This window comes from Pseudomonas imperatae, assembly GCF_057128625.1.
This window is the reverse complement of sequence record NZ_JBSKHP010000016.1, coordinates 153,497-176,996: the sequence shown is the minus strand read 5'-3', so window position 1 is coordinate 176,996 and position 23,500 is coordinate 153,497. Positions and strand designations below refer to the sequence as shown.

At 68.9% G+C, this 23,500-nt stretch carries 25 protein-coding genes; 24 read left to right on the top strand and 1 reads right to left on the bottom strand.

The features are described 5' to 3' along the window. The 13 genes from ACWKWX_RS20825 to ACWKWX_RS20765 form a co-directional block, all read left to right on the top strand. A partial coding sequence (locus ACWKWX_RS20825) for a type II secretion system protein GspG (RefSeq protein WP_483828772.1) occupies positions 1-120 on the top strand: 120 nt, incomplete at its 5' end. A 2-nt stretch (positions 121-122) separates the two neighbouring features. After that, a complete protein-coding gene (locus ACWKWX_RS20820) occupies positions 123-551 on the top strand; it encodes a prepilin-type N-terminal cleavage/methylation domain-containing protein (RefSeq protein ID WP_473006527.1) in 429 nt (142 codons plus the stop codon). Then, the gene (locus tag ACWKWX_RS20815; protein ID WP_483828767.1) at positions 548-898 is read left to right on the top strand and encodes a prepilin-type N-terminal cleavage/methylation domain-containing protein; all 351 of its coding nucleotides are present in this window, start codon (positions 548-550) and stop codon (positions 896-898) included. Before ACWKWX_RS20820 ends, ACWKWX_RS20815 begins: the two co-directional genes overlap by 4 nt. Beyond that, the gene (locus ACWKWX_RS20810; RefSeq protein WP_483828766.1) at positions 895-1,494 is read left to right on the top strand and encodes a type II secretion system protein GspJ; all 600 of its coding nucleotides are present in this window, start codon (positions 895-897) and stop codon (positions 1,492-1,494) included. Before ACWKWX_RS20815 ends, ACWKWX_RS20810 begins: the two co-directional genes overlap by 4 nt. Further along, positions 1,491-2,201 (top strand): type II secretion system minor pseudopilin GspK, encoded by a 711-nt coding sequence (locus ACWKWX_RS20805; RefSeq protein WP_483828765.1) that lies wholly within the window; start codon positions 1,491-1,493, stop codon positions 2,199-2,201. Before ACWKWX_RS20810 ends, ACWKWX_RS20805 begins: the two co-directional genes overlap by 4 nt. Beyond that, the gene (locus ACWKWX_RS20800) at positions 2,198-3,205 is read left to right on the top strand and encodes a type II secretion system protein GspL (protein WP_483828764.1); all 1,008 of its coding nucleotides are present in this window, start codon (positions 2,198-2,200) and stop codon (positions 3,203-3,205) included. The genes ACWKWX_RS20805 and ACWKWX_RS20800 overlap by 4 nt, the downstream gene beginning before the upstream one ends. Continuing rightward, positions 3,180-3,794 carry a type II secretion system protein GspM gene (gene gspM, locus ACWKWX_RS20795; protein ID WP_483828763.1) on the top strand — a complete coding sequence of 205 codons (615 nt, stop codon included), beginning with the start codon at positions 3,180-3,182 and terminating at the stop codon, positions 3,792-3,794. Before ACWKWX_RS20800 ends, gspM (ACWKWX_RS20795) begins: the two co-directional genes overlap by 26 nt. Continuing rightward, positions 3,791-4,300 carry a hypothetical protein gene (locus tag ACWKWX_RS20790; protein ID WP_416424050.1) on the top strand — a complete coding sequence of 170 codons (510 nt, stop codon included), beginning with the start codon at positions 3,791-3,793 and terminating at the stop codon, positions 4,298-4,300. Before gspM (ACWKWX_RS20795) ends, ACWKWX_RS20790 begins: the two co-directional genes overlap by 4 nt. Further along, positions 4,297-6,510, top strand: coding sequence for a type II secretion system secretin GspD (gene gspD, locus ACWKWX_RS20785; protein WP_483828762.1), 2,214 nt, complete (start codon positions 4,297-4,299; stop codon positions 6,508-6,510). The genes ACWKWX_RS20790 and gspD overlap by 4 nt, the downstream gene beginning before the upstream one ends. A 306-nt stretch (positions 6,511-6,816) precedes the next feature. Continuing rightward, a complete protein-coding gene (locus ACWKWX_RS20780) occupies positions 6,817-7,713 on the top strand; it encodes a nucleoside-specific channel-forming protein Tsx (RefSeq protein WP_483828761.1) in 897 nt (298 codons plus the stop codon). Between the two features lie 75 nt (positions 7,714-7,788). Next, positions 7,789-9,117 (top strand): thymidine phosphorylase, encoded by a 1,329-nt coding sequence (gene deoA / locus ACWKWX_RS20775; RefSeq protein ID WP_483828760.1) that lies wholly within the window; start codon positions 7,789-7,791, stop codon positions 9,115-9,117. 141 nt (positions 9,118-9,258) lie between these two features. Continuing rightward, on the top strand, positions 9,259-10,902 hold the full coding sequence (locus ACWKWX_RS20770) for an acetolactate synthase large subunit (protein WP_416424054.1): 1,644 nt from the start codon (positions 9,259-9,261) through the stop codon (positions 10,900-10,902). A gap of 208 nt (positions 10,903-11,110) precedes the next feature. After that, positions 11,111-12,409, top strand: coding sequence for a chloride channel protein (locus ACWKWX_RS20765; RefSeq protein WP_483828771.1), 1,299 nt, complete (start codon positions 11,111-11,113; stop codon positions 12,407-12,409). Between the two features lie 30 nt (positions 12,410-12,439). On the opposite strand, the gene ACWKWX_RS20760 is transcribed toward ACWKWX_RS20765, so the two are convergent. Next, on the bottom strand, positions 12,440-15,202 hold the full coding sequence (locus tag ACWKWX_RS20760) for a beta-glucosidase (RefSeq protein WP_416424055.1): 2,763 nt from the start codon (positions 15,200-15,202) through the stop codon (positions 12,440-12,442). A 443-nt stretch (positions 15,203-15,645) separates the two neighbouring features. Here ACWKWX_RS20760 and ACWKWX_RS20755 point away from each other — a divergent pair, with 443 nt between their 5' ends. From ACWKWX_RS20755 to ACWKWX_RS20705, 11 genes are read left to right on the top strand one after another with little or no spacing between them, the layout of a single operon-like run. After that, on the top strand, positions 15,646-15,852 hold the full coding sequence (locus ACWKWX_RS20755; RefSeq protein WP_416424056.1) for a hypothetical protein: 207 nt from the start codon (positions 15,646-15,648) through the stop codon (positions 15,850-15,852). Next, the gene (gene gspE, locus ACWKWX_RS20750; protein ID WP_483828759.1) at positions 15,794-17,542 is read left to right on the top strand and encodes a type II secretion system ATPase GspE; all 1,749 of its coding nucleotides are present in this window, start codon (positions 15,794-15,796) and stop codon (positions 17,540-17,542) included. Before ACWKWX_RS20755 ends, gspE begins: the two co-directional genes overlap by 59 nt. Before the next feature lie 9 nt (positions 17,543-17,551). Further along, positions 17,552-18,757 (top strand): type II secretion system inner membrane protein GspF, encoded by a 1,206-nt coding sequence (gspF, locus tag ACWKWX_RS20745; RefSeq protein ID WP_483828758.1) that lies wholly within the window; start codon positions 17,552-17,554, stop codon positions 18,755-18,757. 9 nt (positions 18,758-18,766) lie between these two features. Next, complete coding sequence (gene gspG / locus ACWKWX_RS20740) at positions 18,767-19,174, top strand: type II secretion system major pseudopilin GspG (protein WP_483828757.1); 408 nt, start codon at positions 18,767-18,769, stop codon at positions 19,172-19,174. Continuing rightward, the gene (locus ACWKWX_RS20735; RefSeq protein ID WP_473006538.1) at positions 19,171-19,596 is read left to right on the top strand and encodes a GspH/FimT family protein; all 426 of its coding nucleotides are present in this window, start codon (positions 19,171-19,173) and stop codon (positions 19,594-19,596) included. The genes gspG and ACWKWX_RS20735 overlap by 4 nt, the downstream gene beginning before the upstream one ends. Next, positions 19,593-19,967 carry a type IV pilus modification PilV family protein gene (locus ACWKWX_RS20730; protein ID WP_483828756.1) on the top strand — a complete coding sequence of 125 codons (375 nt, stop codon included), beginning with the start codon at positions 19,593-19,595 and terminating at the stop codon, positions 19,965-19,967. Before ACWKWX_RS20735 ends, ACWKWX_RS20730 begins: the two co-directional genes overlap by 4 nt. After that, on the top strand, positions 19,964-20,584 hold the full coding sequence (locus ACWKWX_RS20725) for a type II secretion system protein GspJ (RefSeq protein WP_416424062.1): 621 nt from the start codon (positions 19,964-19,966) through the stop codon (positions 20,582-20,584). The genes ACWKWX_RS20730 and ACWKWX_RS20725 overlap by 4 nt, the downstream gene beginning before the upstream one ends. Continuing rightward, complete coding sequence (locus ACWKWX_RS20720) at positions 20,581-21,306, top strand: type II secretion system minor pseudopilin GspK (protein WP_473006540.1); 726 nt, start codon at positions 20,581-20,583, stop codon at positions 21,304-21,306. Before ACWKWX_RS20725 ends, ACWKWX_RS20720 begins: the two co-directional genes overlap by 4 nt. Positions 21,307-21,317: 11 nt before the next feature. Further along, entirely contained in the window at positions 21,318-22,355 is a 1,038-nt protein-coding gene (locus ACWKWX_RS20715; protein WP_483828755.1) for a PilN domain-containing protein, read from the top strand. Then, positions 22,330-22,944 carry a type II secretion system protein GspM gene (gspM, locus tag ACWKWX_RS20710; protein ID WP_483828754.1) on the top strand — a complete coding sequence of 205 codons (615 nt, stop codon included), beginning with the start codon at positions 22,330-22,332 and terminating at the stop codon, positions 22,942-22,944. The genes ACWKWX_RS20715 and gspM (ACWKWX_RS20710) overlap by 26 nt, the downstream gene beginning before the upstream one ends. Next, the gene (locus ACWKWX_RS20705; protein WP_483828753.1) at positions 22,941-23,498 is read left to right on the top strand and encodes a hypothetical protein; all 558 of its coding nucleotides are present in this window, start codon (positions 22,941-22,943) and stop codon (positions 23,496-23,498) included. Before gspM (ACWKWX_RS20710) ends, ACWKWX_RS20705 begins: the two co-directional genes overlap by 4 nt. The last annotated feature ends 2 nt before the right edge of the window (positions 23,499-23,500 follow it).

Here is a 23,500-nt window from a genome sequence, read left to right as displayed (position 1 = left end):
GGCCATCCGTTCGGCTACCGCTTCCCCGGCGAACACGGCAGCTTCGACCTGATCTTCTACGGCCAGGACGGCCAGCCGGGCGGCGAAGGCTACAACGCCGACCTGGGCAACTGGGAATAACCATGCAGCGCGCCCGCGGCTTCACCCTGCTCGAAATGCTCGTGGTCATCGTGCTCATCGGCGTGGCCGCGGGGCTGGTGGGCTACGGCTTGCAGCGTGGGTTGCACAGCGCCGGCGAGCGCAAGGCGCTGGCGCAGATGGTCGATGCCCTGCGCGCCTCGCGGGTGCAGGCGATTGTCAGCGGCCAGCCGGCGCGCACCGGTTTCGACCTGCGCGCCCGCACCGTGCAGGCGCCGGGCAAGCCCGTGGCCCACTGGCCCAGTGATTGGCAGGTGCGCCTGCAGACCGCCGACGGCCTGGGTGCCGGGTTCGAGTTCTACCCTGACGGCGGTGCCAGTGGCGGCAACGTGCTGATCACCCAAGGCCAGCGCCAGTGGCGCATCGACGTCGCCTGGCTGACCGGCAACGTGCGCCTGCGGGACCTGCGATGAACCGCCAACGCGGCTTCACCCTGCTGGAAATGCTCGCGGCGCTGGCGGTGCTGGCGCTGTGCGCGACCGTGCTGCTGGGTGCCTTTGGCGAAAGCGCGCGGGCCTTGCAGCAGAGCGCGCGCAGCGACCGGCTGAACCTGGCGGCGCGCTCGCTGATGGACGAGTTGGGCGAAGGCCCGCTGGCCAGCGGCCGGCACCAGGGCCAGTGGCAAGGCGTGGCCTGGGTCTGCGACGTCAGCCAGGTGCCGTCGGTGGCCGGTGCGGCGCGGCTGTTTCGCCTGCAACTGACCCTGAAGGCCGACGGCCGCCAGGCGCAGTTCAGCACCTTGCGGGTGCGCGGCTCGTGAGGCGTGAACGCGGTTTCACCTTGCTGGAAATCCTCGTGGTGCTGAGCCTGCTGGGCGTGCTGCTGGGCCTGGTAGCCACGGCGCTGGTGGGCGCCAACCGCGCCGTGGCCAAGGCGCAGGTGTTCAGCGAGCGCCTGGACGAGGTGCGCGCGGCCCAGAACTTTCTGCGCCGCGCCATTGGCCAGGCGCTGCCGGTGGCCCAGGGCGACGTCACGGCGAAGCCGGCGCGCTTTGTCGGCCACGCCGCTGCCATGACCTTTTATGCGCCGCTGCCGGATTCGATTGGCGGCGGCCTGTACCAGCAACAGCTGAGCCTGGTGCACCAGCAGTTGCAAGTGCGCCTGGCCCGGCTCGACGGCCAGGCCCTGAGCGCCTTCGGCGAGCCCCAGGTGCTGCTGCGCGAGGTACAACAGTTGGCCTTCAGCTACCGCGGGCTGTCGCCCCTGGCCAAGGACAGCGGCTGGCTGGCGGAGTGGCCGTGGCCCGAGCGCCTGCCGCGCGCGGTGCGCATCGAGGCGACGCTGCGTGGCGTGGTGCCCTGGGTGCGCGAGCAGGTCAGCCTGCGCCTGGACCTGGCCAGCGAGGCGGCGCCATGAACCGCCAACGCGGCGTGGCGCTGCTGCTGGTGCTGTGGGTGCTGGCGCTGTTGGGCACCTTGCTGGCGGCGCTGGCCGGCACCGTGCAACTGCAGCACCGCCAGGCGCTGTGGCAGGCGGCCAACGCCCAGGCGCTGTTCGCCGCCGAGGCCGGCCTGGGGCAGGCCGTGATGGCCCTGCAGGGGCGTGACCTTGAGGCGCGCTGGCACGCCGATGGCGCGGTGCACGCCTTGGCCTTCGATGGCGCCCAACTGGCGGTCAGCGTGGTCAGCGAGCGCGGCAAGCTGGACCTCAACGCCGCGTCCCTGGCCGATGTGCGACGGCTGCTGAAGGCCTGCGGCGGCGCACCCGAGTCGGCCCTCCAGGCCCTGGAACGGCAGCGCAACGGCCCCGTGCCGCTGCGCACCCTGGACGAATTACGCGAGCTGCCGGGCATGAGCTACGCGCTGTACCACTGCGCCTTGCCCTGGGTAACCGTCTGGGCCGGCCAGGCGCAACCCGACCCGGCACTGGCGCCGCCGCCACTGGCCCAGGCCCTGGGCCTGCCGCGCGTACGTTTGAGCGGCGCCGACCCTGGGCAGATTTTCACCGTGGTCAGCCAGGCGACCCTGCCCAGCGGCTACCACGCCACCTTGCAGGTAACCCTGATGTTGATCACCGCGAAGGAGGGCGCCAGGCCATACCGGGTCCTGCGCTGGCAAGAATGAACCTGATCGCACTCCCTCGGCCGCTCGCCGACCTGCACCGCCGCTGGCAGGCCAGCCTGGCGCGGCGCTGGCTGCAACTGTGGCTCGACGAACTGCACGGCCTGCTGCCGCCCGCGTGGCGTGCGCGCCTGGCTTCGGCGCCCTTGACGCAACGGCTGGCGTGGCCGCTGCCCGACACCTTCGACCGGCGCCTGCCGGCCGTGCTGGCCTTGCCTGCCCAGGAGGTGATGGCGCAGACCATCAGCCTGCCCGTGGCGGCCACGGCGGATCTGCAGCGGGTGCTGGCCTTCGAGATCGACCGCTACACGCCTTACCCGGCCGAGCAGGTGCAGTTCGTCGCGCGTGTCGAGCGCAAGCGCGGCGACACGGCGCAGGTGCGGCTGGTGGCGGTCCAACGCGAGCGGCTGCGGGCCATCCTCGAGCACTGCCACGCGGCAGGGCTGGCGGTGGTCGGCGTCGATGCACAGGGCCTCGACCTGCTGCCGGCCGAGCTGCGCCCACAGCCGCCTGCCGCCTGGCTCAACCGCATGCTGGCGCTGGGCGTGGTGGTGTCGTTGGCGGCGCTGATGCTGGTGCTGCTGAACGGTCGCCAGGCCAGTGTCGCGCGCATGCAGGCCCAGGTGCAGCAGCAACGCCAGCAGGTGCAGGCCTTGGAGCAACAACGCCGCGAGCTCACTGACACCCAGGGCGCTGCCAGCTACCTGGCGCGCCTCAAGCAGGCGCGGCCGACCGTGACGGCGCTGCTGACCGAACTCACCCAATGCCTGGGCGACGACACCTGGCTTGAACAGTTGGAGGTGCGCGATGGCGGCGAGCTGAACATCAGCGGCCAAAGCAGGCATGCCAGCGCCTTGATCACCCGCGCCCATGCTTGCCACAGCCTGCAGGACCCGCGTTTTCAGGGCGTGATACAGCCGGACGGGCAAACCGGCAACGAGCGCTTTTCGCTGGTGGCCCACCTCACCCAGGAGGCCGTCGATGCGCCGTCAACCCACGCGCAATGAGCGCCGTATCCTCGCCCTGGCCGTGCTGGCATTGCTGCTGTGGGCGGCCTGGCAACTGCTGGTCGCCAGCTGGTTCAGCGCGCCGATGGCCGAGCTGGCCGACCAGGCCGCCACCCTGCAGGCCCAGCATCAGCGTTACGCCCAGGTGCTGGCCCAGGGACCGGCGTTGCAGGCGGCGCTGGCCCAGGCCCGGCAAAACCCCAGCGCGCGGCGCAGCCTGTTGCCCGGCAACGACCCCAGCGCCGCGGCAGCTGACCTGATGCAGGCCGCCGTCGACCGGGTCAAGGCCGTGGCCGCCCTGGGCCCTGGCTGCGAAGTCACCCAGCGCATGCCCATCGTGCCCGAGGCCGACAGCGGCCAGGCCTACCGGCAAGTCAAGGTCAGCCTGACCCTGGCCTGCGCCAGCGAACCGCTGATGCAACTGCTGCACGGCCTGGAATATGGCCAGCCGTACCTGTTCGTCGAAGCGCTCAGCGTGCACCGCAACAACGACGCCCCGGCGGCCGGCGGCCCAGGGCGCCTGAGCGTGCAGCTGCTGTTGCGCGGCTACCTGACTGGCGCTGCCGCCGCCAAGGAGCCACGACCATGAGCCACAAGCGCCTGTTGTTGCTGGCAATCAATGCACTGCTGCTGGCCGCGCTGACCTGGGCCTGGCTGGACCAGGAGCACGCCGTGGCCTGGCTGCCCGCCGAGGGCAAGGCCCCTGTGCCAGCACCGCCTGCGCCGCCGCCGGCCATGGTCGACCTGCCCGAGGCCCAGCGCATGATCGCCTGGCAGCAGCCATTGTTCAGCCCAGGCCGCCAGCCCGATGTCGCCAAGGCTGCCGCGGCGCAGACCCTGGACGGCGTGCGCCTGAGCGGCGTGGTGGTCGACGGCCAGGCCCGCTGGGCGCTGCTGCGCCTGGCCGACCAGCGCTCGCTGAAGCTGGCCCGCGGCGCCGCGCTGGACAGCGGCTGGGTGCTGGACCAGGTCGAGGCCACCAGCGCCACGTTCCAGCGCCAGGGCCAGGCCCGCACCTTGAGCCTGCCCGTACCGCGCCTGCCGGCGTCGGCTGCAACGCCCCCCATTACCCTTCCACACGTAACGGCACCATGACCCACACCTATCGCCTCACCCCCATCGCCGCGCGCCTGCGCACCCCCTCGCTGGGGCTGGCGGCTGCGCTGGCCCTGGCCGGTTGCGCCGGGCAACCCCATGAACTGGCCAACGACCCGGCGCTGCTGCACGAGGCCCTGGCCGGCACCGGCGCGCAACGGCCGGTGCTGCCGCCCAGCGCAGCGGTCATCGACGCCCCCGCGCCGGCGGCCCGGGCGCCGGTCGCGCGGCAGATCATCAGCGGCAACCAGCGCTTCATCCGCCCCCAGGCGCCGGCCAAGGCAGCGGAGGGCGGGGCGGGCGACATCATGTTCAACTTCACCGACCAGCCCATCGAGGCGGTGATCAACACGGTGATGGGCGACCTGCTGCACGCCAACTACAGCATTGCCCAGGGCGTGAAGGGCAACGTCAGCTTCTCCACCTCGAAACCGGTGAACAAGCAGCAGGCGCTGTCCATCCTCGAGACGCTGCTGTCGTGGAGCGACAACGCCATGATCCGCCAGGGCGACCGCTACGTGATCCTGCCCGCCGCCCAGGCGGTGGCCGGCAAGCTGGTGCCGGAGATGCCGGTGGCGGCGCCCACCAGCGGCTTGTCGGCGCGGCTGTACCCGCTCAAATACATCGCCGCCAGCGAGATGCAGAAGCTGCTCAAGCCGTTCGTGCGCGACAACGCCTTCCTGCTGGTGGACCCGGCGCGCAACGTGCTCAGCCTGGCCGGCACGCCGCAGGAGCTGGCCAACTACCAGGACACCATCGACACCTTCGACGTCGACTGGCTCAAGGGCATGTCCATTGGCGTCTACGGCCTGCAGCACGCCGCGGTGGCCGAGCTGATGCCGCAGCTACAGAAGCTGTTCGGCCCCGACAGCGGCCTGCCGTTGGCGAGCATGGTCAAGTTCATGCCCAACGAGCGCACCAATTCCATCGTCGCCATCTCGCCGCAGCCGGCCTACCTGCAGGAGGTGGGCGACTGGATCAAGACCATCGACGAGGGCGGTGGCAACGAGCCGCAGATGTATGTGTACGACGTACGTAATATGAAAGCCACGGACCTGGCCAAATACCTGCGGCAGATCTACGGCAGCGGCCAGGTCAAGGACGACAGCGCCGCCAAGGTCGCGCCGGGGCTGCGCACCACCACGCTGTCGTCGCTCAACGGCAGCAGCGGCGCCAGCACCGCCACGGCCGGTTTGACGACCCAGGCCGCCACCCGGCAAACGGCGCAAGGTGACGACGACAGCGACACTGACGCCAGCACCGACGACAGCAACGGCGCCGCTGCCCAGGGCACGCAGAAAACCCTGGAAGACAGCGTGCGCATCACTGCACAGAAAGGCACCAACCAGCTGCTGGTGCGCACCCGCCCGGCGCAGTGGAAGGAAATCGAGGCGGCGATCAAGCGCCTGGACAACCGCCCGCTGCAGGTGCAGATCGAAACGCGCATCCTCGAGGTCAAGCTCACCGGCGAGCTGGACCTGGGCGTGCAATGGTACCTGGGCAAGCTGGCCGGCAATTCCAGCAGTACCACGGTGGCCAACAGCAGCGGTTCCCAAGGCGCGCTCGGCAGTGGCGGGGCAGGGCTGGGGTCCACGGACACGGCGTTCTATTCCTTTGTCAGCAGCAACTTCCAGGTGGCGTTGCACGCATTGGAAACCAGTGGCCGCACCCAGGTGCTGTCGGCGCCGTCGCTGGTGGTGATGAATAACCAGCAGGCGCAGATCCAGGTGGGCGACAACATTCCCATCAGCCAGACCACGGTCAACACCAGCACCTCGGACACCACCTTGAGCAGCGTCGAGTACGTGCAGACCGGGGTGATTCTCGACGTCACCCCGCGCATCAATCCGGGCGGCCTGGTGTACCTGGACGTGCAGCAGCAGGTGAGCGACGCCGACACCAGCAGTGTCACCACCAGCCAGCCCAACCCCAGCATCTCCACGCGCTCGGTGTCTACCCAGGTGGCGGTGCAGAGCGGCCAGACCGTGCTGCTGGGCGGGCTGATCAAGCAGGACAACAGCGAGAGCGTGTCCAGCGTGCCGGGCCTGGGCCGTATCCCTGGCCTGCGTTGGTTGTTCGGCAGCACCAGCAAGGCGAAAGACCGCACCGAGCTGATCGTGCTGATCACCCCGCGCGTGGTCGCCAGCGCCGACGATGCGCGGCAGGCCACCGATGATTACCGGCAGCAGATGCAGTTGCTCAAGCCCTGAGGATACGCGGTGCCTGTTGACGCGGCCTTTGGCCGCTGCTACGGGGATAGGCGGGGTTTCGTGGGGATGCGGGGTGTGTGCGGAACCCCTGTAGCAGCGGCCGCAGGCCGCGTCCCAGCCGCTGCGCCAACACGGCGCAGCGCGCACAAACCGAGTGCTCCACACCAGACCGTTTGGTAAAAATCAACCGCGCCTTTTTGCTATCCACTTGATCCGCAACGCCTTATTCCCCTGGCACACATCCTGCTATCGCTGAACCCGGTCATGCCAAGGCATTTGCCTGCAGCTACTTATGGAGAAGTGATTGTGGAGCACTGTTCTTTCCCGCGTGTCTGGGCCTTTACCGCATTGACCCTGGCGGCTGCGCCAACCACCTGGGCCGCCACCGGCCCGTCGGTGGCCGCCAACCCGCTGCCCGAGGACACGCCCTGGTTCAACCAGGACGTCACCCTGATCGGCAGCAAGGACATCAGCTTCGGCCCGCGGCCTTCCGACGACATCTACCTGGAATACGAGTACTACGGCCGCAAGGGCCCGTACGAGCTGTACGGCTACATCGACGCGCCCAAGGTGCTGGGCATCGGCAACAGCCATGACAGCGGCGAATGGGACAAGGGCTCGCCGGTGTTCATGGAGCACGAGCCGCGCATTTCCATCGACGAACTGACGGGCCACAAGCTCGGCTTCGGGCCCTTCAAGGAGTTCTACCTGGCGTTCGACTGGATCTACGACATGGGCCACACCAGGGCCGACCGCGCCAACACCCTGTACAGCGGCCTGGGCACCGACATCAAGACCGGCACCCCGGTGATCCTCTCGGCCAACCTGTACGCGCGGCGGCAATGGGAAAACTATGGCGCCGCCAACGAGAACAGCTGGGACGGCTACCGCGCGCAGCTTAAATACATCCTGCCGCTCAAGCACTTCGGCAACGGCGCCTCGCTGACCTACATCGGCTTCACCAACTACGACTTCGGCTCCGACCTGCACGAAGAGGCCGGCGCCACGCGCACCGCCAACGCCACCGTGGCCACCAACGTGTTGCTGTACAACTTCAAGCACCTGCGGCTGATGGCGGCCGGGCGCTACTTCCACAACGGCGGGCAGTGGAAGGACGGCACCGAGCTGAACTTCGGCGACGGCAACTTCAACGCCCGTTCCACCGGCTGGGGCTACTACTTCGGCGTCGGCTATCAATTCTGATCTGGCCTGGCGGCGTGCCGCCGGTTATCGTCTGGCAGCTGTTTTACCGGTGAAGTGTTTCCATGGAGGGCGTACATGCAGTCGCAACCTGTAGAAGTGTGTGCAGCGGCAACTGATGGCTGGCTGGCCCAGGAGGTCATCCGCCGCAAGCGCGACGGCGGCGCGCTGGCCAGCGGCGATATCCAGCGCTTTGTCGCCGGCATCGCCGACGGCAGCCTGTGCGAGGGCCAGGTGGCGGCGTTCGCCATGGCGGTGTGCATACGCGGCATGAGCCTGGACGAACGCATTGCCCTGAGCACGGCCATGCGCGACTCCGGCCAGGTGCTGCGCTGGAGCCTGCCCGGGCCGGTGGTGGACAAGCATTCCACCGGCGGCGTCGGCGATTGCGTCAGCCTGGTGCTGGCGCCGTTGCTGGCCGCCTGTGGCTGCTACGTGCCGATGATTTCCGGGCGCGGCCTGGGCCACACCGGTGGCACTCTGGACAAGCTGCAGAGCATCCCCGGCTACAACCTGCAGCCCAGTGCCCTGCAGTTGCGCGAGGTAGTGGCCGCGGTCGGCTGCGCCATCATCGGCCAGACCACCGACCTGGCGCCGGCGGATCGCCGCCTGTACGGCATCCGCGACGTGACCGCGACGGTGGAGTCCATCGACCTGATCACCGCGTCGATCCTGGCCAAGAAACTCGCGGCCGGGCTGGACGTGCTGGTGATGGACGTAAAAAGCGGCAACGGCGCCTTCATGGTCGCCACCCAGGATGCCCAGGCCCTGGCCGACAGCATCGTCGCCGTGGCTAACGGCGCCGGGGTGCGCACCCGCGCGCTGGTCACCGACATGAGCCAGCCGTTGGCACGCAGCGCCGGCAACGCCCTGGAAGTGGCCGAGGCCATTGCCCTGCTGCAGGGCCAGGTGCGCAGCCCGCGGTTGTGGGAGGTGACCCTGGCGCTGGGCGCCGAGGCGCTGGTGGCGGCGGGCAGGGCGGACAACCCCGTTGCGGCGCGCGAGCAACTGCTGCACGCCTGGCACAGCGGCGCGGCGCTGGCGCGGTTCCAGCAGATGGTGGCGGCGCTCGGCGGCCCGGCCGACCTGGTGCAGCGCCCAGGCATCTATCTGGCCCAGGCGCCGGTCCAGCGGCCGGTATGGCCCGCCGCGTCTGGCCAGGTCGAGGCCATCGACACCCGTGCGGTAGGCATGGGGGTGGTGCTGCTGGGCGGCGGCCGTCGCCACCCTGACGACAATTTGGACCTGTCGGTCGGTTTTCGCGACCTGGCATTCGTGGGCGAAGCGGTGGGCCGCCAGCGCCCCCTGGGCTGGGTGCATGCAGCCAGCGAAACGGCAGCCGAAACCGCCGCCCAGGCCCTGCGTAATGCCTACTTTTTGGGCACTGGGGGCCAGAGTGTTTGTTGACCGAACACTCAATTGTGCGTGTACCAACATCCGGGCTCGCCCCCGCGCCCAGTAACGGCTAACCTATGCCGGCAACTCCCAGCCCCGGGGCCAATGACGGACCCCGGGCTGCATCCGCATGCCCAGATTTGAGGAATAAAAATGGCCAAGGCCGCAGATGTCGTCGTTCAATGCCTGGAAAACGAAGGCGTCGAATATGTGTTCGGTATTCCAGGTGAAGAAAACCTGGACCTGCTTGAATCCCTGCGCAAATCGCCGATCAAGCTGATTTTGACCCGCCACGAGCAATCGGCCGGCTTCATGGCTGCCACCTACGGCCGCCTGACCGGCAAGACCGGCGTCAGCCTGTCCACCCTCGGCCCGGGCGCTACCAACCTGGTGACCGCCGGCGCCTATGCCTACCTGGGCGGCATGCCCATGCTGATGATTACCGGCCAGAAGCCGATCAAGAAGTCCAAGCAGGGCCGCTTCCAGATTCTGGACGTGGTCGGCATGATGCAACCACTGACCAAGTACACGCATCAACTGGCCTCCGCCGACAACATCCCGTCGCGCGTGCGTGAAGCCTTCCGCCTGGCCGAAGAAGAAAAACCGGGTGCCGTGCACCTGGAGCTGCCTGAAGACATCGCTGCCGAGCAGACCGACAGCATGCCGATCACCCCGAGCCTGCACCGCCGCCCGCTGGCCGAGCACAAGGCCATCGAGGCCGCCGTGGCCAAGCTCAAGGCTGCCCGCAGCCCGATCCTGGTGATCGGCGCCGGCGCCAACCGCAAGATGACCGCCAAGGTCCTGCGCCAGCTGATCGACAAGACCAACGTGCCATTTGTCACCACGCAAATGGGTAAAGGTGTGGTCGACGAGCGCCACCCGCGCTTCCTGGGCAACGCCGCGCTGTCGGCCGGTGACTTCGTGCACCGCGCTGTCGAGGCTGCCGACCTGATCGTCAACATCGGTCACGACGTGATCGAGAAGCCGCCGTTCTTCATGGTGCGTGGCGGTACCGAAGTCATCCACATCAACTTCCGTTCGGCTGAAGTGGACCCGGTGTACTTCCCGCAGATCGAGGTGGTGGGCGACATCGCCAACGCCGTCTGGCAGATCAGCGAAGCCCTGGAGCCGCAGCCGCACTGGGACTTCAGCCGCCTGATGACCATCCGCGAGGCCAACGAGGCGCAGATCGCCGAAGGCGCCGACGACAACCGCTTCCCGATCTACCCGCAGCGCATGGTCGCCGACGTCCGTCGCGCCCTGCCGTCGGAAGGCATCGTGGCGCTGGACAACGGCATCTACAAGATCTGGTTCGCGCGCAACTACAAGGCCCACAAGCCTAACACCGTGCTGCTGGACAACGCCCTGGCGACCATGGGCGCCGGTCTGCCGTCGGCCATGGCCTCGCACCTGGTGTACCCGGACCGTCCGGTGGTGGCCGTGTGCGGCGACGGCGGCTTCATGATGAACAGCCAGGAACTGGAAACCGCGGTACGCCTGAAGATGAACCTCACCGTCATCATCCTGCGTGACGACGGCTACGGCATGATCCGCTGGAAACAGTCGAACATGGGCTTCACCGACTACGGCCTGGACTACGGCAACCCGGACTTCGTGATGTACGCGCAGTCCTACGGTGCCAAGGGCCACCGCGTGGAAAGCGCCGAAGGCTTCCTGCCGCTGCTTGAGCAGTGCCTGTCCACCCCGGGCGTGCACGTGATCGACTGCCCGGTCGATTACTCCGAGAATGACTTCATTCTCAACAGCGAGCTCAAGCGCCGCAGCGCCTTGGTGTAAGCGCCCCTGACGCGGCCATGCGGCCGCTGCTACGGTGGATTGCGTGCGCGAACCCCGTAGCAGCGGCCGCAGGCCGCGTCTCCACTCCCCACGCATTCGCGTTTCACTGAACATCCCCCGCACGGCTGGCATACTAGGCACTTTGACTGCCACCGCCAGGCGCCCCATGCTCAAGCCCTCTGCTGCGAACCCCACCCTGTCGTCGCCCATGCAACGCGGCCGACGCCTGCTGCGCTCACGTTGGCGCACCGGCCGCCAGCGCGCCGTCTTCTGGGTCGGCGCGCTACTGGTGGGCCTGGTGGCGCTGGCCTTCGCCTGGCTGGCGGACCAGTCCTTCGCCCTGTTCCAGCGCCTGCTGGCGATCGCCCCCTGGGCGCCACTGCTGGTCACGCCCCTGGGCTTCGCCGGCCTGGCCTGGGTCACCCAGCGCTGGTTCGTCGGCGCCAAGGGCAGCGGCATTCCCCAGGTGATCGCCGCGCTGGAGCTGCCGTCGCGCAGTTTCCGCAACCGCGTGCTGGGCCTGCCGGTGGCGGCGGCGCGCATGCTGCTGACCCTGGGGGCACTGCTGGTGGGCGGTTCCGTGGGCCGCGAAGGCCCCACGGTGCACCTGGGCGCGGCAGTGCTGCACGCCTTCGGCACACGCCTGGGCCTGCACAGCCGCCGCACGGTGGCCGGGCTGATCCTGGCCGGCGGCGCAGCGGGCATCGCCGCGGCCTTCAACACGCCGCTGGCCGGGGTGGTGTTCGCCATTGAAGAGCTGAGCCGTACCTTTGAGCAGCGCTTCAGCGGCCTGGTGCTGACTGCCGTGCTGATCGGCGGCGCCGTGACCCTCGGGCTGATGGGCCATTACGCCTACTTCGGCGAGGTGGGCGGCCACCTGCCCGCCGGCTGGGGCTGGAGCGAGGTGCCGGTGTGCGCGGTGCTGGGTGGGGTACTGGGCGGGGTCTACGTCAAATTGGTGCTGCCAGCACGCACGGGTTGGCTGGGCCGCCTGTGTGCCCTGCGCGAACGTGGGCCGGTGCGTTTTGCCGGCGCCTGTGGCCTGTTGCTGGCGGTGCTGGGGCTGGTGTCCGGCAACCACGTGTTCGGCACTGGCTACCAGGAAACCCATGCCTTGCTCGACGGCCAGCCGGTCACCGGCAGCAGCTTTTTGCTGTGGAAGTTCCTGGCCAACGTGGTGTCCTACCTGGCCGGTATCCCGGGCGGGCTGTTCTCGCCGTCGTTGAGCATTGGCGCCGCCTTCGCGCCGTTGCTGGCCTGGCTGCCCGGTTTCAACCTGCAGACCTGCGCGTTGCTGGGCGTGGGCGCCTACCTGGCCGGCGTCACGCGCTCGCCGCTGACGGCCTCGGTGATCGTGCTGGAGTTGTCCCACAGCCCGGACCTGGCCATTCCCATGCTCGGCACCACGCTGATGGCAGCCGCGATATCGGGCTGGATCGCCCCGGTGTCGCTGTACCACGCCCTGGCGCACCAGTTCCTGGAACGGTTCGCCCCACGCAAGCCCTGAGGGGGCTGCGCGGGGCCTGGCCGTCATTGCCTACTGGGTGCTGCTGCCTCCGGTGGTCGTGGTGGTGGCTGGGGTGCTGGTGTCAGTGGAGATGGCTGGGGTGTCCAGTTCATCGCCACTGGCCTGGTCGGTCGTTGCGCTCATGCGCAGCTGCCGGGCGCTGACCTGGGCGGCCTGTTGCACCGAACGCGGCAGCGGGTTGCTGTTGGTCACTGACAACTGCTGCCGGTACGGGCTCACCAGTTTGGCTTTCAGGCGGATGTCGTTGGACGCCGAGCCGACGCTGATGTTGAACGTGTCGGCATCAATCACCCAGGTGCTGCGGGTCGGGTTGTAGTACGCCAGCGAGCGACCATTGAGTTCGATGGTCACGCGACGGCTCTGCCCCGGTTGCAGCAGCACTTTCTGGAAGCCCTTGAGTTCCTTGATCGGCCGTTCCAGCCGTGGGTTGCGCTGCCCGACGTACAGCTGGGCCACCTCGGCCCCGGCACGCCGCCCGGTGTTGGTGACGTTGAACGAGACCCGGACCGGGTTGTTGCCGAACGCCACCGACGGGTTGACGCGGATGTTGGAGTAGCGGAACTGGGTGTACGACAGCCCATAGCCGAACGGATAGAGCGGCGTCGTGCCTTTTTTCTCGTAGCCGCGGTAGCCCAGTTCCAGGTCACCGGCATAGCTGATCTGGGTGAGGGTGCCTTCGTTGTCGAAGTTGGGGAAGTAGCTGTAGATCGGGTTGTCCTGGATATTGCGCTCCAGGCTGATCGGCAGCTTGGCCGACGGGTTGACCTGCCCGTACAGAATTTCGGCCAGCGCCTGCCCACCGTTCTGGCCCGGGTAAAAGGCGTGCAGCAGCCCGCCCACCTGGTCCACCCAGTCACTGACTTTCAGCCCCGTGCCGCCATGCAGCGCGACGATGGTGTGCGGGTTCTGGCTGGCGATGCTCTGGATCAGCTGGCCCTGGAATTCAGGCAGCTCCCACATGTGGTCGAAGCCTTCACCCTCGTATTCGTTGCTGTTGCCGGCGGCCACCAGCACTGCGTCATAGCTGCTGATGTCGCTGGGCGCGGTCAGCGAGGCCCAGCTCATCTGCACGCCGGTGTAGCCGCCCAGGCTGGCGATGTAGTTGGGGCGACGGGAGTATTCCAGCACCACGTCGTAGGTCTGCCCGGCCTGCAGGGTGATCTTCGCGTACTGCGGGATGGTGGGCGGGATGCTGTTGTCGGGCAGCGGCGTGCCATCGCCGTTGTTGATGATTTCCTGGCCGTTGACAGTCAGATGGATGACGCCGTCGGCGCGCACCTTGAACACCTGGTCGCCGCTGACCGTGGGGGTGATGCGCCCGGTCCAGCGGATCGAGGTGCTGGAGGTGTCGCCGTTGGTGGGCAGGTTGGTGTCGCTGTCCCAGTTGAGGTTGACGAAGGTGTCGGTGCGCGTGGCGGCCGGCGTGCCGCTCCAGTCGGTGGTGGTGTAGTACTGCGCGGTCATGCCCGCCACCGAGGTGGTGCCGTCGGTGTCCAGGTGGGTCCAGGGCGCGGCGGCCGGGTCCAGGGACAGGCCGTCGAGGAAGGTCACCTGGGTTTGCGGCGCCACTTGCGCCATGCCGCTGACTTCACTGACATAGTTGCGCGCCGACACATAGGCGCTGCCGAAACCGGTGGGCGGCGCGTATTTGCCGAGTACGCCCACCACCGCCACTTTTTTCACGGTATTGCGGTTGAGGGGCAACAGGTTGTTCTGGTTTTTCAACAGCACAATGCCTTCGCGGGCCACGTTCAACGAGGCCTGGTTGCTGGCCGGGTTATCCATGTCGTGGGTGGTGGGCGGCACATAAGTGTCGAAGTCGAACAGGTAGATTTCGCGCAGGATGCGCCGCACTTTGTCGTCGATAGTGGCGACGCTCAGTACCCCGCTATTGATGTAGGGGGTCAGCACAGTACTGTTCATTTGCGTGCCAAACAACATGTCGATATCGGCGCCGGCCTGGGCCGCTTTCAAGCCGTCGGTAATGGCCGCATAGTCACTTTGCACGAAGCCGGGGAAGCCCCACTGGTCCTTGAGTATTTCGCGCAGCAGGTGATGGCTTTCGCAGGCATGATCGCCGTTCACCAATTGGAACGAACACATCATCAACGCCACTTTGCCGTTCTTGGCAGCCGACTCGAACGGCGGCAGGGTCATTTCCCGCAGCACCCGTTCGGGGATGGTCTCGTTGAGGGTGAAGCGGTTGGTTTCCTGGTCGTTGGCCGCGTAGTGCTTGGCGTCGGCCCAGATGCCGCGGGACTGGATGCCGTTGATCACCGCCGGGGCCATGCTGGCGCCCAGGAACGGGTCTTCGCCGGTCAGGTATTCGAAATTGCGCCCGCCGTAGGGCATGCGGTAGATGTTCATGCCCGGGCCGGTGATGTAGTTGTAGCCGCCGCTGGCGGTGTCATAGCCCAGCGCCCGGCCGAAATCCACCGCGCGGCGCAGGTTGAAGGTGGCCGCCAGGTTCGGCCCACTGGGGTAGACCACGCCCTGGTCGTTGCCCTGGCTGGTGTAGCGCACCCCCAGGCCACCGTCGGCGCCGTAGATTTGCGGCAGGTTGAAGCGGGCCAGGGGCTTGATGTCCCAGCCACCGGTGCCGCCGATGTAGGCGAGTTTTTCCTCCAGGGTCATCTGGCTCACGGTCTGCTGGGCGAGGGCGTCGGCCTGTTGCGCGGTGCGGGCCCAGGCCTGGGTCGCCAGGCATTGGGCAATGGCCAGGGTCAGCAAGGTCAATGAAGTGGCAAGTCTGGGCGAGTGTGTGCTTCTCATTTTAATTACTCCCACGCGCGGGCCTCCAGGGAGAACCGGGTGTAATAAAGTCAACGAGGGCAAACTTTGTTAATTGGGTGAAACAGAATCCAGTATTAATGCCTGTCAGAGGCTGGCGGATAATTATTATTGGCCGCGCTGTAAGTTGCTTATTGGATCCGTTATTACCCACCTCGTTATCCGGCGCCAATGCGAACACTGGCAGAGGTCTTGCTTTTTTATACCGGTTGAATAGGACTCCCATCCGCCGGGGCTGTCAAACAGTTGCAGCGCAACGGTTATTATAAATTCGTCTGAGGCAGGCGCCGGCTACATCATTGGAGTATGAGTGGTGAAGTTGCCAAGTTGCGGTGCGGGGTCTAAGGTGAGTGCTGTTTCAATAATTATCCAGAGGAGGGTGAAGTGCCGGTGTAATTGCCTAGCTAACTAAGTTGGAGGTTGTAATGAAAATATCCACGATGATAGTGCTGGTTGTTCCGCTGTTGGCTGTTTCCGGCCTGAGCCGTGGCGACGATACCGACAACACGTCGGGCGCCCCGAACGCTACCGTCCTGACCCAGACCCACGACAGCAAGGCGGCGGGCAACAAACATGGCGACGACTTCAAGGGCGGGCGCCCCACCGCCCAGAGCGGCGCCACCAAGCCCTGATGGCGAAGTAACTGCGGCGCTGTGCCGGTGGCTGGGCGAGCACGCGGGTCTCAAGCCCGGCGACCTTGAGCGGGCCACCCGGCTGGCACCCCAGGGCAGCCTGCACACGGCGTTGCCGGGCCTGCTGACGCGGCTGGGCAGCGTCAGCGAAGCGGAAATGGCCCGGGGCTGGGCGGCGGTGCTGCAGCTGCCACTGCAAGCCGCCGATGACGCACCCACCAGCCTCGAGCCTCTGCCGGGCCTGAGCGAACGTTTCCTGCGCCACCACCACCTGGTGCCGCTGGCCTGGGTCGACGGCCAGTTGCAGCTGCTGCTCAGCGAACCCGCCGACCCTTACCCCGCGCGCGCCGTGGCGTTCGCCTGCCAGTGCGCGGTGCAGCGGCGGGTGGGCACCCGCAGCGACGTCGACAGCCTGATCGAGCGCTACTACGGCCAGGGCCGCTCGGCCATGGGCAGCCTGATCGAGAACCTCGACGGCGACGCCGGCGGCCAGGCCGATGACATCGAACACCTCAAGGACCTGGCCAGCGAAGCACCGGTGATTCGCATGGTCAACCTGATCCTGCAACGCGCGGTGGAACAGCGCGCCTCGGACATTCACATCGAACCCTTCGAAAGCCAGTTCAAGGTGCGCTACCGCATCGACGGCGTGCTGGTGGACGGCGAAGCGCCGCCCGCCACCTCCGCGCCCGCAGTGATCAGCCGGGTGAAGATCATGGCGCGCCTGGACATCGCCGAGCGCCGGCTGCCCCAGGACGGTCGGATCATGCTGCGCATGCAGGGCCGCGAGCTGGACCTGCGGGTGTCGACGGTGCCCACCAGCTTCGGCGAGTCGGTGGTGATGCGCCTGCTGGACCGCCAGACGGTGAATTTCGACCTGCCCAGCCTGGGCTTCGACGGCGAACGCCTGGAGGGTTTCCTGGGCATGCTGGAACGGCCCCACGGCATCCTGCTGGTGACCGGGCCCACCGGTTCGGGCAAGACCACCACCCTGTACACCGCGTTGACCCGGCTCAACACCAGCGAACGCAAGATCATCACCGTCGAAGACCCGGTGGAGTACCAGATCGAAGGCATCAACCAGATCCAGGTCAAGCCTGCCATCGGCCTGGACTTCGCCGCCACCCTGCGCTCCATCGTGCGCCAGGACCCGGACGTGATCATGATCGGCGAGATGCGCGACCTGGAGACCTGTCGCATCGCCATCCAGTCCTCGCTCACCGGCCACCTGGTGCTGTCCACGTTGCACACCAACAGCGCCGCCGCCAGCATCACGCGGCTGCTGGACATGGGCGTGGAGAGCTACATGATCGCCTCGACGGTGATCGGCATTCTCGCCCAGCGCCTGGTGCGCCGCCTCGACCCGCAGTTTGCGCAGGCCTTCGAGGCGCCGCCGGCGCTGGTGGCCGAGCACGGCCTGGAACGGTTCACCCAGCAGCGGCCGATCCTGCTGTACCGGCCGCGCGCCGATGCCCCCGGCGGCGGTTACCGCGGCCGTTGCGCCATCACCGAGCTGCTGGTGATGAACGAGGAACTGCGCGGGCTGCTGATGAACCACGCCGACGCCGCCACCCTCGAGCAGGCGGCCCGCCGTGGCGGCCTGCGCACCCTGTACGAAGACGGCCTGCGCCAGGCGCTGGCCGGCACCACGTCGCTGGAAGAGGTGCTGCGCGTCACGCGCAGCGAGTGACCGGCGCCCATGGCCAAATTCCGCTACCGCATTCTCGACCCCGATGGCAGCGCCCGCCAGGGCGTGCTGGAGGCTGCCGACCCGCAGGCCCTGGCCGCGCAGTTGCAGCGCCAGGGCGCGCTGGTGCTGCACATCGAGCCGGCAGGCCAGCGCTGGCTGGCCTGGCAGCCACGGCGCAGCCTGGGCGGCGCGGCGCTGGTGGCGTTTACCGCGCAGCTGGCGATTCTGCTCAACGCCGGGCTGGCCCTGGACCGTGCCCTGGGCATTCTCATGCACCAGCCGGGCAAGGCCCAGGCGCCGGTGCGCGCGCTGGTGGGCCGCGTACGCGAACGGGTCAAGGCCGGCCAGCCGCTGTCGGCGGCCCTGGCCCAGGAACCGGCGCAGTTCAGCCCGCTGTACCTCAGCCTGGTGCGTGCCGGCGAGGCGGGTGGGGCGCTGCAGGACAGCCTGCAGCAGCTGGCCGACTACCTGGAGCGCAGCCAGGCGCTGCGCGGCGAGGTGATCAACGCGCTGATCTACCCGGCGTTCCTGGTGGTGGGCGTGCTCGGTTCGCTGGTGCTGTTGCTGGCCTACGTGGTGCCGCAGTTCGTGCCGATCTTCCAGGACCTGGGCGTGCCGATCCCGCTGGTGACCGAGCTGATACTGGCCCTGGGGGAATTCTTCAACCGCTTCGGCCTGCTGCTGTTGGCGGCGCTGGTGGTGCTGGCGCTGGTGGGCCGGCGCGCCTGGCAGCGGCCCGCCGTGCGCCTGCGCTGGGACCGCCGCCTGCTGCGCTGGCCGGTGCTGGGCGGGCTGCTGCAACGCCTGGAAGCGGCGCGCCTGGCGCGCACCCTGGGCACCCTGTTGCGCAACGGCGTGGCGTTGCTGGCGGCGCTGAAGATCGCCTGCGCGGTGGCCAGCAACCACGCGGTGCGCGCCCAGGTCGAGGCCGCCACCGAGCAGGTCAAGGGCGGTGGCGCGCTGGCTGTGGCGTTGGCTGGCGACAACGTGCTGCCGGAGCTGGCGTTGCAGATGATCGAGGTGGGCGAGGAGGCCGGCCAGCTCGACAGCATGCTGCTCAAGGTGGCCGAAGTGTTCGACGCCGAGGCGCGCCGCAGCATCGCGCGGCTGCTCGCCGCCCTGGTGCCGACCCTGACCATTGTCATGGCGGTGCTGGTGGCGTTCATCATGTTGGCCATCATGCTGCCGCTGATGAGCCTGACCAGTAACATCTGAGGGCTGACCATGAGGCTGTCACGTACGCGTGGGTTCACCTTGCTGGAGATGCTGGCGGTGATTGTGCTGCTGGGCATCGTCGCCACCATCGTGGTGCGGCAGGTAGGGGGCAACGTCGACAAGGGCAAGTACGGCGCCGGCAAGGCGCAGCTGGCGAGCCTGTCGATGCAGATCGAGAACTACGCCCTGGACATGGGCACGCCGCCCCGCGACCTCAACCAGCTGATCGAGCGGCCCGCCGGCCCCAGCCACTGGGCCGGGCCCTACGCCAAGCCGTCCGACCTCAAGGACCCGTTTGGCCACCCCTTCGGCTATCGCTACCCCGGCCAGCATGGCGCCTTCGACCTGATCTTCTACGGCCAGGACGGCCAGCCGGGCGGCGAGGGCTACAACGCCGACCTGGGGAACTGGGAATGAAAGCCGCCGGCTTCACCCTGCTGGAACTGTTGCTGGTCATCGTCCTGATGGCCGTGGCCCTGGGCGTGCTGAGCTTCGGCCTGGGCCGTGGCCTGGAGGCGGCGCGTGAGCGCCAGGCGCTGCGCGACATCGTCGGCGCCCTGCGCCAGGCGCGCACCCAGTCGGTGCTCAGCGGCCTGCCCCAGCAGGTGCGCTTCGACCTGCCAGGCCACCGTTTCCAGGCGCCGGGGCAGGCCCTGGGGCACTGGCCGGCCGACCTCGGCCTGCAACTGACCACCGCTGCCGACCTGGGCGCGGCGGTGGCGTTCTTCCCCGATGGCAGCTCCAGCGGCGGCCACCTGCTGTTGGCGCGGGGCGCGCAGGCCTGGCGCATCGACGTCGGCTGGCTGCTGGGCGACGTGCGCCTGCAGGCGCTGCCATGAAGCGCGCCGGCAGCGGCTTCACGCTGCTGGAAATGCTCGCCGCGCTGGCGGTGTTCGCCCTCGGCTGCACGGTGTTGCTGGTGGCGTTCGGGCAAGCCGCGCGGACCCTTGAGCAGGTGCGCGGCAACGACCACCTGAGCCTGGTGGCGCGCAGCCTGATCGACGCCTGGCGCGGCCAGCCCTGGCAGGTGGGCGAGCAGCAGGGCGTGGAGGCGGGCGTGGCCTGGCGCCTGCGCATCAGCCGCGAGCCCGGCGCGGCCAACCTGCTGCCGCTGCTGCGCCTCGACCTGCAGGTGCGCGAAGGCCCGCGCAGCCTGCACTTGAGCACTTTGGCGGTGCAGGGCCAGCCGCCCCTGGAAGCCGGCCGATGAAGCGCCGGGCCCAGGGCTTCACCCTGCTGGAGATGCTGTTGGCGCTGGCGTTGCTGGCGGTGCTGCTGGGCCTGGTGGGCACGGCGCTGATCGGTGCCAACCGCGCCTTGCTCAAGGGCGAGCGCTACAGCCAGCGGCTGGAACAGGTGCGCGCCAGCCAGGACTTCCTGCACCGGGCGCTGCAAGGGGCGCTGCCGGTGGACGTGGCGGCCGCCGAAGGCGAACAGGTGCGGGTGTTCGACGGCGAGCCCCAGCGGCTGGTGTTCGCCGCCGGGCTCAACAGCGCCTTGGGCGGTGGCATCCAGGTTCATACCATAGAGCTGGTGACCCAGGGCGGCCACCAGGCCTTGCAGGTGCGCTTTGCCCAGCTGCTGCGCGGCGGCTTGCGGCCCTGGGGCCAGCCCCAGGTGTTGCTGGACGATGTCCGCGACCTGCGCCTGAGCTACCGCGGCCGCGACGACCGTGGCCAGGCCACCGCCTGGTTGCCGCGCTGGCCCTGGCCGGCGCGGTTGCCCCAGGCCGTGCGCATTGACCTGGCCAGCGCCGGCGCGGTGCCCTGGGCCACCCAGGTCGTCGCCCTGCGCCTGGAGCTCAGCGACCAGCAGGGGGCGCCATGAACCGCCGGCAGCGGGGCATGGCGCTGCTGCTGGTGCTGTGGGCGCTGGCGCTGCTGGCCATGCTGCTGGCAGGGCTGGTGGTGGAGGTGCGCCAGCAGGCGCGCTTGAGCCTGTGGCAACGCGAGCACAGCCGCGCCAGCCTGGCCGCCGAGGCCGGGCTGAACCTGGCGGTGCGCGCCCTGAGCGACCAGGATGGCCAGCGCCGCTGGCAGGCCGACGGCCGCGTGCGGGCGTTGCAGTTCGATGATGCGCAGCTGCTGGTGAGCGTGCGCAGCGAGCGCGGCAAGCTCGACCTCAACGCTGCGCCGGCCGCCGACTTTGCCCGCCTGGCCCAGGCCCTGGGCGCCTCGCCGGCCCAGGGCCGGGCCCTGGCGGTGGCGCTGGAGCAACGTCGCGGCGACAACCAGCCGCCCCTGCGTGCCCTGGAAGAGCTGCGTGACCTGCCGGGCATGAACGCCGCGCTATACCAGGCGCTGCTGCCGCAGGTCACGGTATGGAGCGGCCAGGAAGGCCCCGACCCGGCCTTCGCCACCCCGGCGCTGCAGCAGGCCCTGGCGCTGCCGCGGGTCACCGGCCTGGGCGCCGATGCCGGCGAGGTGCTGAACATTCGCAGCCAGGCACGACTGCCCGACGGATTCACCGCCGTGATCGACAGCACGGTGCTACTGTCAGGCATGGAGGACAGCGCGCGGCCGTTCCGTATCGTGCGCTACAACGAATGAGACCCCGGCCCATGCGTGCAGTGTCCCTGTGGCTCTGGCAGGAACGGCTCAAGGGGCGTTGGCAGGGCAGCCCGCCGCAGGCGTTCATGCATGCCTGGGGCCGGGAGTTGCTGGCCAGCCTGCCTGGCGCCGTGCGCCGCGGCCTGCAACCAGGCCGCGCGCCCCGGCATTGCCCCTGGCCGCTGCCGGCCCAGGCGCTGGCCGTGGGCGAGCGGGTTATTCTCGACCTGCCCGCCGAACACGTGCTGGTGCAGCGCCTGGCCCTGCCGCTGGCGGCCGCCCGCGACCTGACCCAGGTGATGCAGTTCGAGCTGGACCGCTTTACCCCTTTTACAGCCGACCAGGTGCACTACGTGGTGCGTCGCGAGGCGGTGGACGCCGAGCAGCTGTGGGTGACCCTGGCGCTGGTGCGCCGCGAGTGGCTGCAGCAGTGCCTGGCCCAGTGCAACGAACAGGGCCTGGTGCTGGACGGCATCGAAGTGCTCGACGACCACGGCCAGCCCACCGGCCTGGACCTGCTGCCGCGCGCGCAACAGACGGCCGCCAGCGGCCGCGGCCGCTACCTGGTGCCCGGGCTGGCGCTGTTGTGCCTGCTGCTGGCGCTGGCGTTGCCGGCGGTGTGGCTGCACAACCGTGGGCTGGCCGTGGCCGCCATGCATGCCGAGGTGCAGGCCCTGCGCCAGCAGGCCGGCGAGGTGGCGGCGCTGCGCACCTCGCTGGACGCTGCCCAGGGCGCCGCGCAGTTCCTTGGCAAGCGCCGCCATGCCCAGCCGGGCCGGGCGCTGCTGCTCAGCGAGTTGACCGCTTGCCTGCCGTCCGATACCTGGCTGCAGAGCCTGGAGGTGCACGCCGACGGCCAGGTCGACCTGGCCGGCTTCAGCGCCCGCGCCAGCGCCCTGATCGGCCAGATCAAGGGCTGCCCGCACCTGGTGGAGGCCCAGTACCAGGGCGTGATCCAGCCTGACGAGGCCAGCGGCCGCGACCGTTTCTACATGCGCGCCCGGGCGCGCGGGGAGGCCGCCGATGCGCCGCACCCTGACGCCCCATGAGCGGCGCCTCGGCGCCTGGCTGCTGCTGGCGGCGCTGCTGGCGCTGGTGTATGCGCTGCTGATCTGGCCGCTGTACATCGCCCCCGGGCAAGACCTCGACGCCCAGGCCCAGGCCCTGGCCGAGCAGCGCCAGCGCTACCAGCAACTGCTGGCTCAGCGCCCGGCCCTGGAGCAGGGTTTGCAGGCCGCCCAGGGTGACGACGTCGGCCTGCTGGCCGGCGACGACCCCAGCGCGGTGGCCGCCGACCTGATGCAGAACGTCGCCCAGCGCATCAAGGCGCTGGCCGGCCGCGGCGCCGGCTGCCAGCTGACCCAGCGCATGCCCATCGTCACCCAGGACCAGGCCACGGCGCCGTTTCGCCAGGTGCGCCTGAGCCTGGACCTGGACTGCGGCATCGAACCCTTGACCGCCTTGCTGCAGCAGCTGGAGGCGGCGCAGCCGCTGCTGTTCGTCGACGAGATGAACGTGCACCGCGCCACCAACGCCCCACCCGCCGGTGGCGCCGGGCGGCTGGTGGTGCACCTGCTGGTCAGTGGCTACCTGGCGGCGGCGCCCGCTGGCACGCCTGCCGAGGCACCGGCGCAATGAGGGCCTGGCGCCGGCCGCTGGTGCAGGCGCTGGCCCTGCTGGCGCTGGTGCTGGCGGCCGCCCTGGCGTGGCTGTGGAACGGCGTGGGCAGCCAGCCGCAGTGGCCGGCGACCGAGGTGCGCCAGGCGCCGGTGGCCGCCGCCGATGCCCCGGCCCTGCCTGAGGCGCCCGGTTTGCAGCAGCTGGGCAACACCTGGCAGAGCCCACTGTTCAGCCCCGACCGCGCGCCGGACAAGCCTGTACAAACCGCCCAGGCCGCCCCGGACCTGAATGGCCTGCGCCTGACCGGCGTGGTGATCGACGGCAACGTGCGCCGGGCGCTGTTCAAGCAGGCCGATGGCCGCGACCTGAGCCTGCGCGAGGGTGCCCAACTGGCCAACGGCTGGCACCTGCTGCACGTCGACGCCCAGGCGGTGCAGCTGGAGCTAGATGGCCAGCGCCGCAGCCTGCAACTGCCGGCGCCGCGCCTGCCAAATATGCCGATGAAGCCGGCACCGTCGTCCATACTGCCAAACGTGCCCGCGCCTTTGCCGCCTGCCCCCGGGGGTCATTGAAT

Excerpts from the sequence above, each read along its gene's own strand:
- ACWKWX_RS20820 (WP_473006527.1), top strand. The coding sequence starts at position 123 with ATGCAGCGCGCCCGCGGCTTCACCCTGCTCGAAATGCTCGTGGTCATC.
- ACWKWX_RS20815 (WP_483828767.1), top strand. The coding sequence starts at position 548 with ATGAACCGCCAACGCGGCTTCACCCTGCTGGAAATGCTCGCGGCGCTG.
- ACWKWX_RS20805 (WP_483828765.1), top strand. The coding sequence starts at position 1,491 with ATGAACCGCCAACGCGGCGTGGCGCTGCTGCTGGTGCTGTGGGTGCTG.
- ACWKWX_RS20800 (WP_483828764.1), top strand. The coding sequence starts at position 2,198 with ATGAACCTGATCGCACTCCCTCGGCCGCTCGCCGACCTGCACCGCCGC.
- gspM (WP_483828763.1), top strand. The coding sequence starts at position 3,180 with ATGCGCCGTCAACCCACGCGCAATGAGCGCCGTATCCTCGCCCTGGCC.
- ACWKWX_RS20790 (WP_416424050.1), top strand. The coding sequence starts at position 3,791 with ATGAGCCACAAGCGCCTGTTGTTGCTGGCAATCAATGCACTGCTGCTG.
- gspD (WP_483828762.1), top strand. The coding sequence starts at position 4,297 with ATGACCCACACCTATCGCCTCACCCCCATCGCCGCGCGCCTGCGCACC.
- deoA (WP_483828760.1), top strand. The coding sequence starts at position 7,789 with ATGCAGTCGCAACCTGTAGAAGTGTGTGCAGCGGCAACTGATGGCTGG.
- ACWKWX_RS20770 (WP_416424054.1), top strand. The coding sequence starts at position 9,259 with ATGGCCAAGGCCGCAGATGTCGTCGTTCAATGCCTGGAAAACGAAGGC.
- ACWKWX_RS20765 (WP_483828771.1), top strand. The coding sequence starts at position 11,111 with ATGCAACGCGGCCGACGCCTGCTGCGCTCACGTTGGCGCACCGGCCGC.
- ACWKWX_RS20760 (WP_416424055.1), bottom strand. The coding sequence starts at position 15,202 with ATGAGAAGCACACACTCGCCCAGACTTGCCACTTCATTGACCTTGCTG.
- ACWKWX_RS20755 (WP_416424056.1), top strand. The coding sequence starts at position 15,646 with ATGAAAATATCCACGATGATAGTGCTGGTTGTTCCGCTGTTGGCTGTT.
- gspE (WP_483828759.1), top strand. The coding sequence starts at position 15,794 with ATGGCGACGACTTCAAGGGCGGGCGCCCCACCGCCCAGAGCGGCGCCA.
- gspF (WP_483828758.1), top strand. The coding sequence starts at position 17,552 with ATGGCCAAATTCCGCTACCGCATTCTCGACCCCGATGGCAGCGCCCGC.
- gspG (WP_483828757.1), top strand. The coding sequence starts at position 18,767 with ATGAGGCTGTCACGTACGCGTGGGTTCACCTTGCTGGAGATGCTGGCG.
- ACWKWX_RS20735 (WP_473006538.1), top strand. The coding sequence starts at position 19,171 with ATGAAAGCCGCCGGCTTCACCCTGCTGGAACTGTTGCTGGTCATCGTC.
- ACWKWX_RS20730 (WP_483828756.1), top strand. The coding sequence starts at position 19,593 with ATGAAGCGCGCCGGCAGCGGCTTCACGCTGCTGGAAATGCTCGCCGCG.
- ACWKWX_RS20725 (WP_416424062.1), top strand. The coding sequence starts at position 19,964 with ATGAAGCGCCGGGCCCAGGGCTTCACCCTGCTGGAGATGCTGTTGGCG.
- ACWKWX_RS20720 (WP_473006540.1), top strand. The coding sequence starts at position 20,581 with ATGAACCGCCGGCAGCGGGGCATGGCGCTGCTGCTGGTGCTGTGGGCG.
- ACWKWX_RS20715 (WP_483828755.1), top strand. The coding sequence starts at position 21,318 with ATGCGTGCAGTGTCCCTGTGGCTCTGGCAGGAACGGCTCAAGGGGCGT.
- gspM (WP_483828754.1), top strand. The coding sequence starts at position 22,330 with ATGCGCCGCACCCTGACGCCCCATGAGCGGCGCCTCGGCGCCTGGCTG.
- ACWKWX_RS20705 (WP_483828753.1), top strand. The coding sequence starts at position 22,941 with ATGAGGGCCTGGCGCCGGCCGCTGGTGCAGGCGCTGGCCCTGCTGGCG.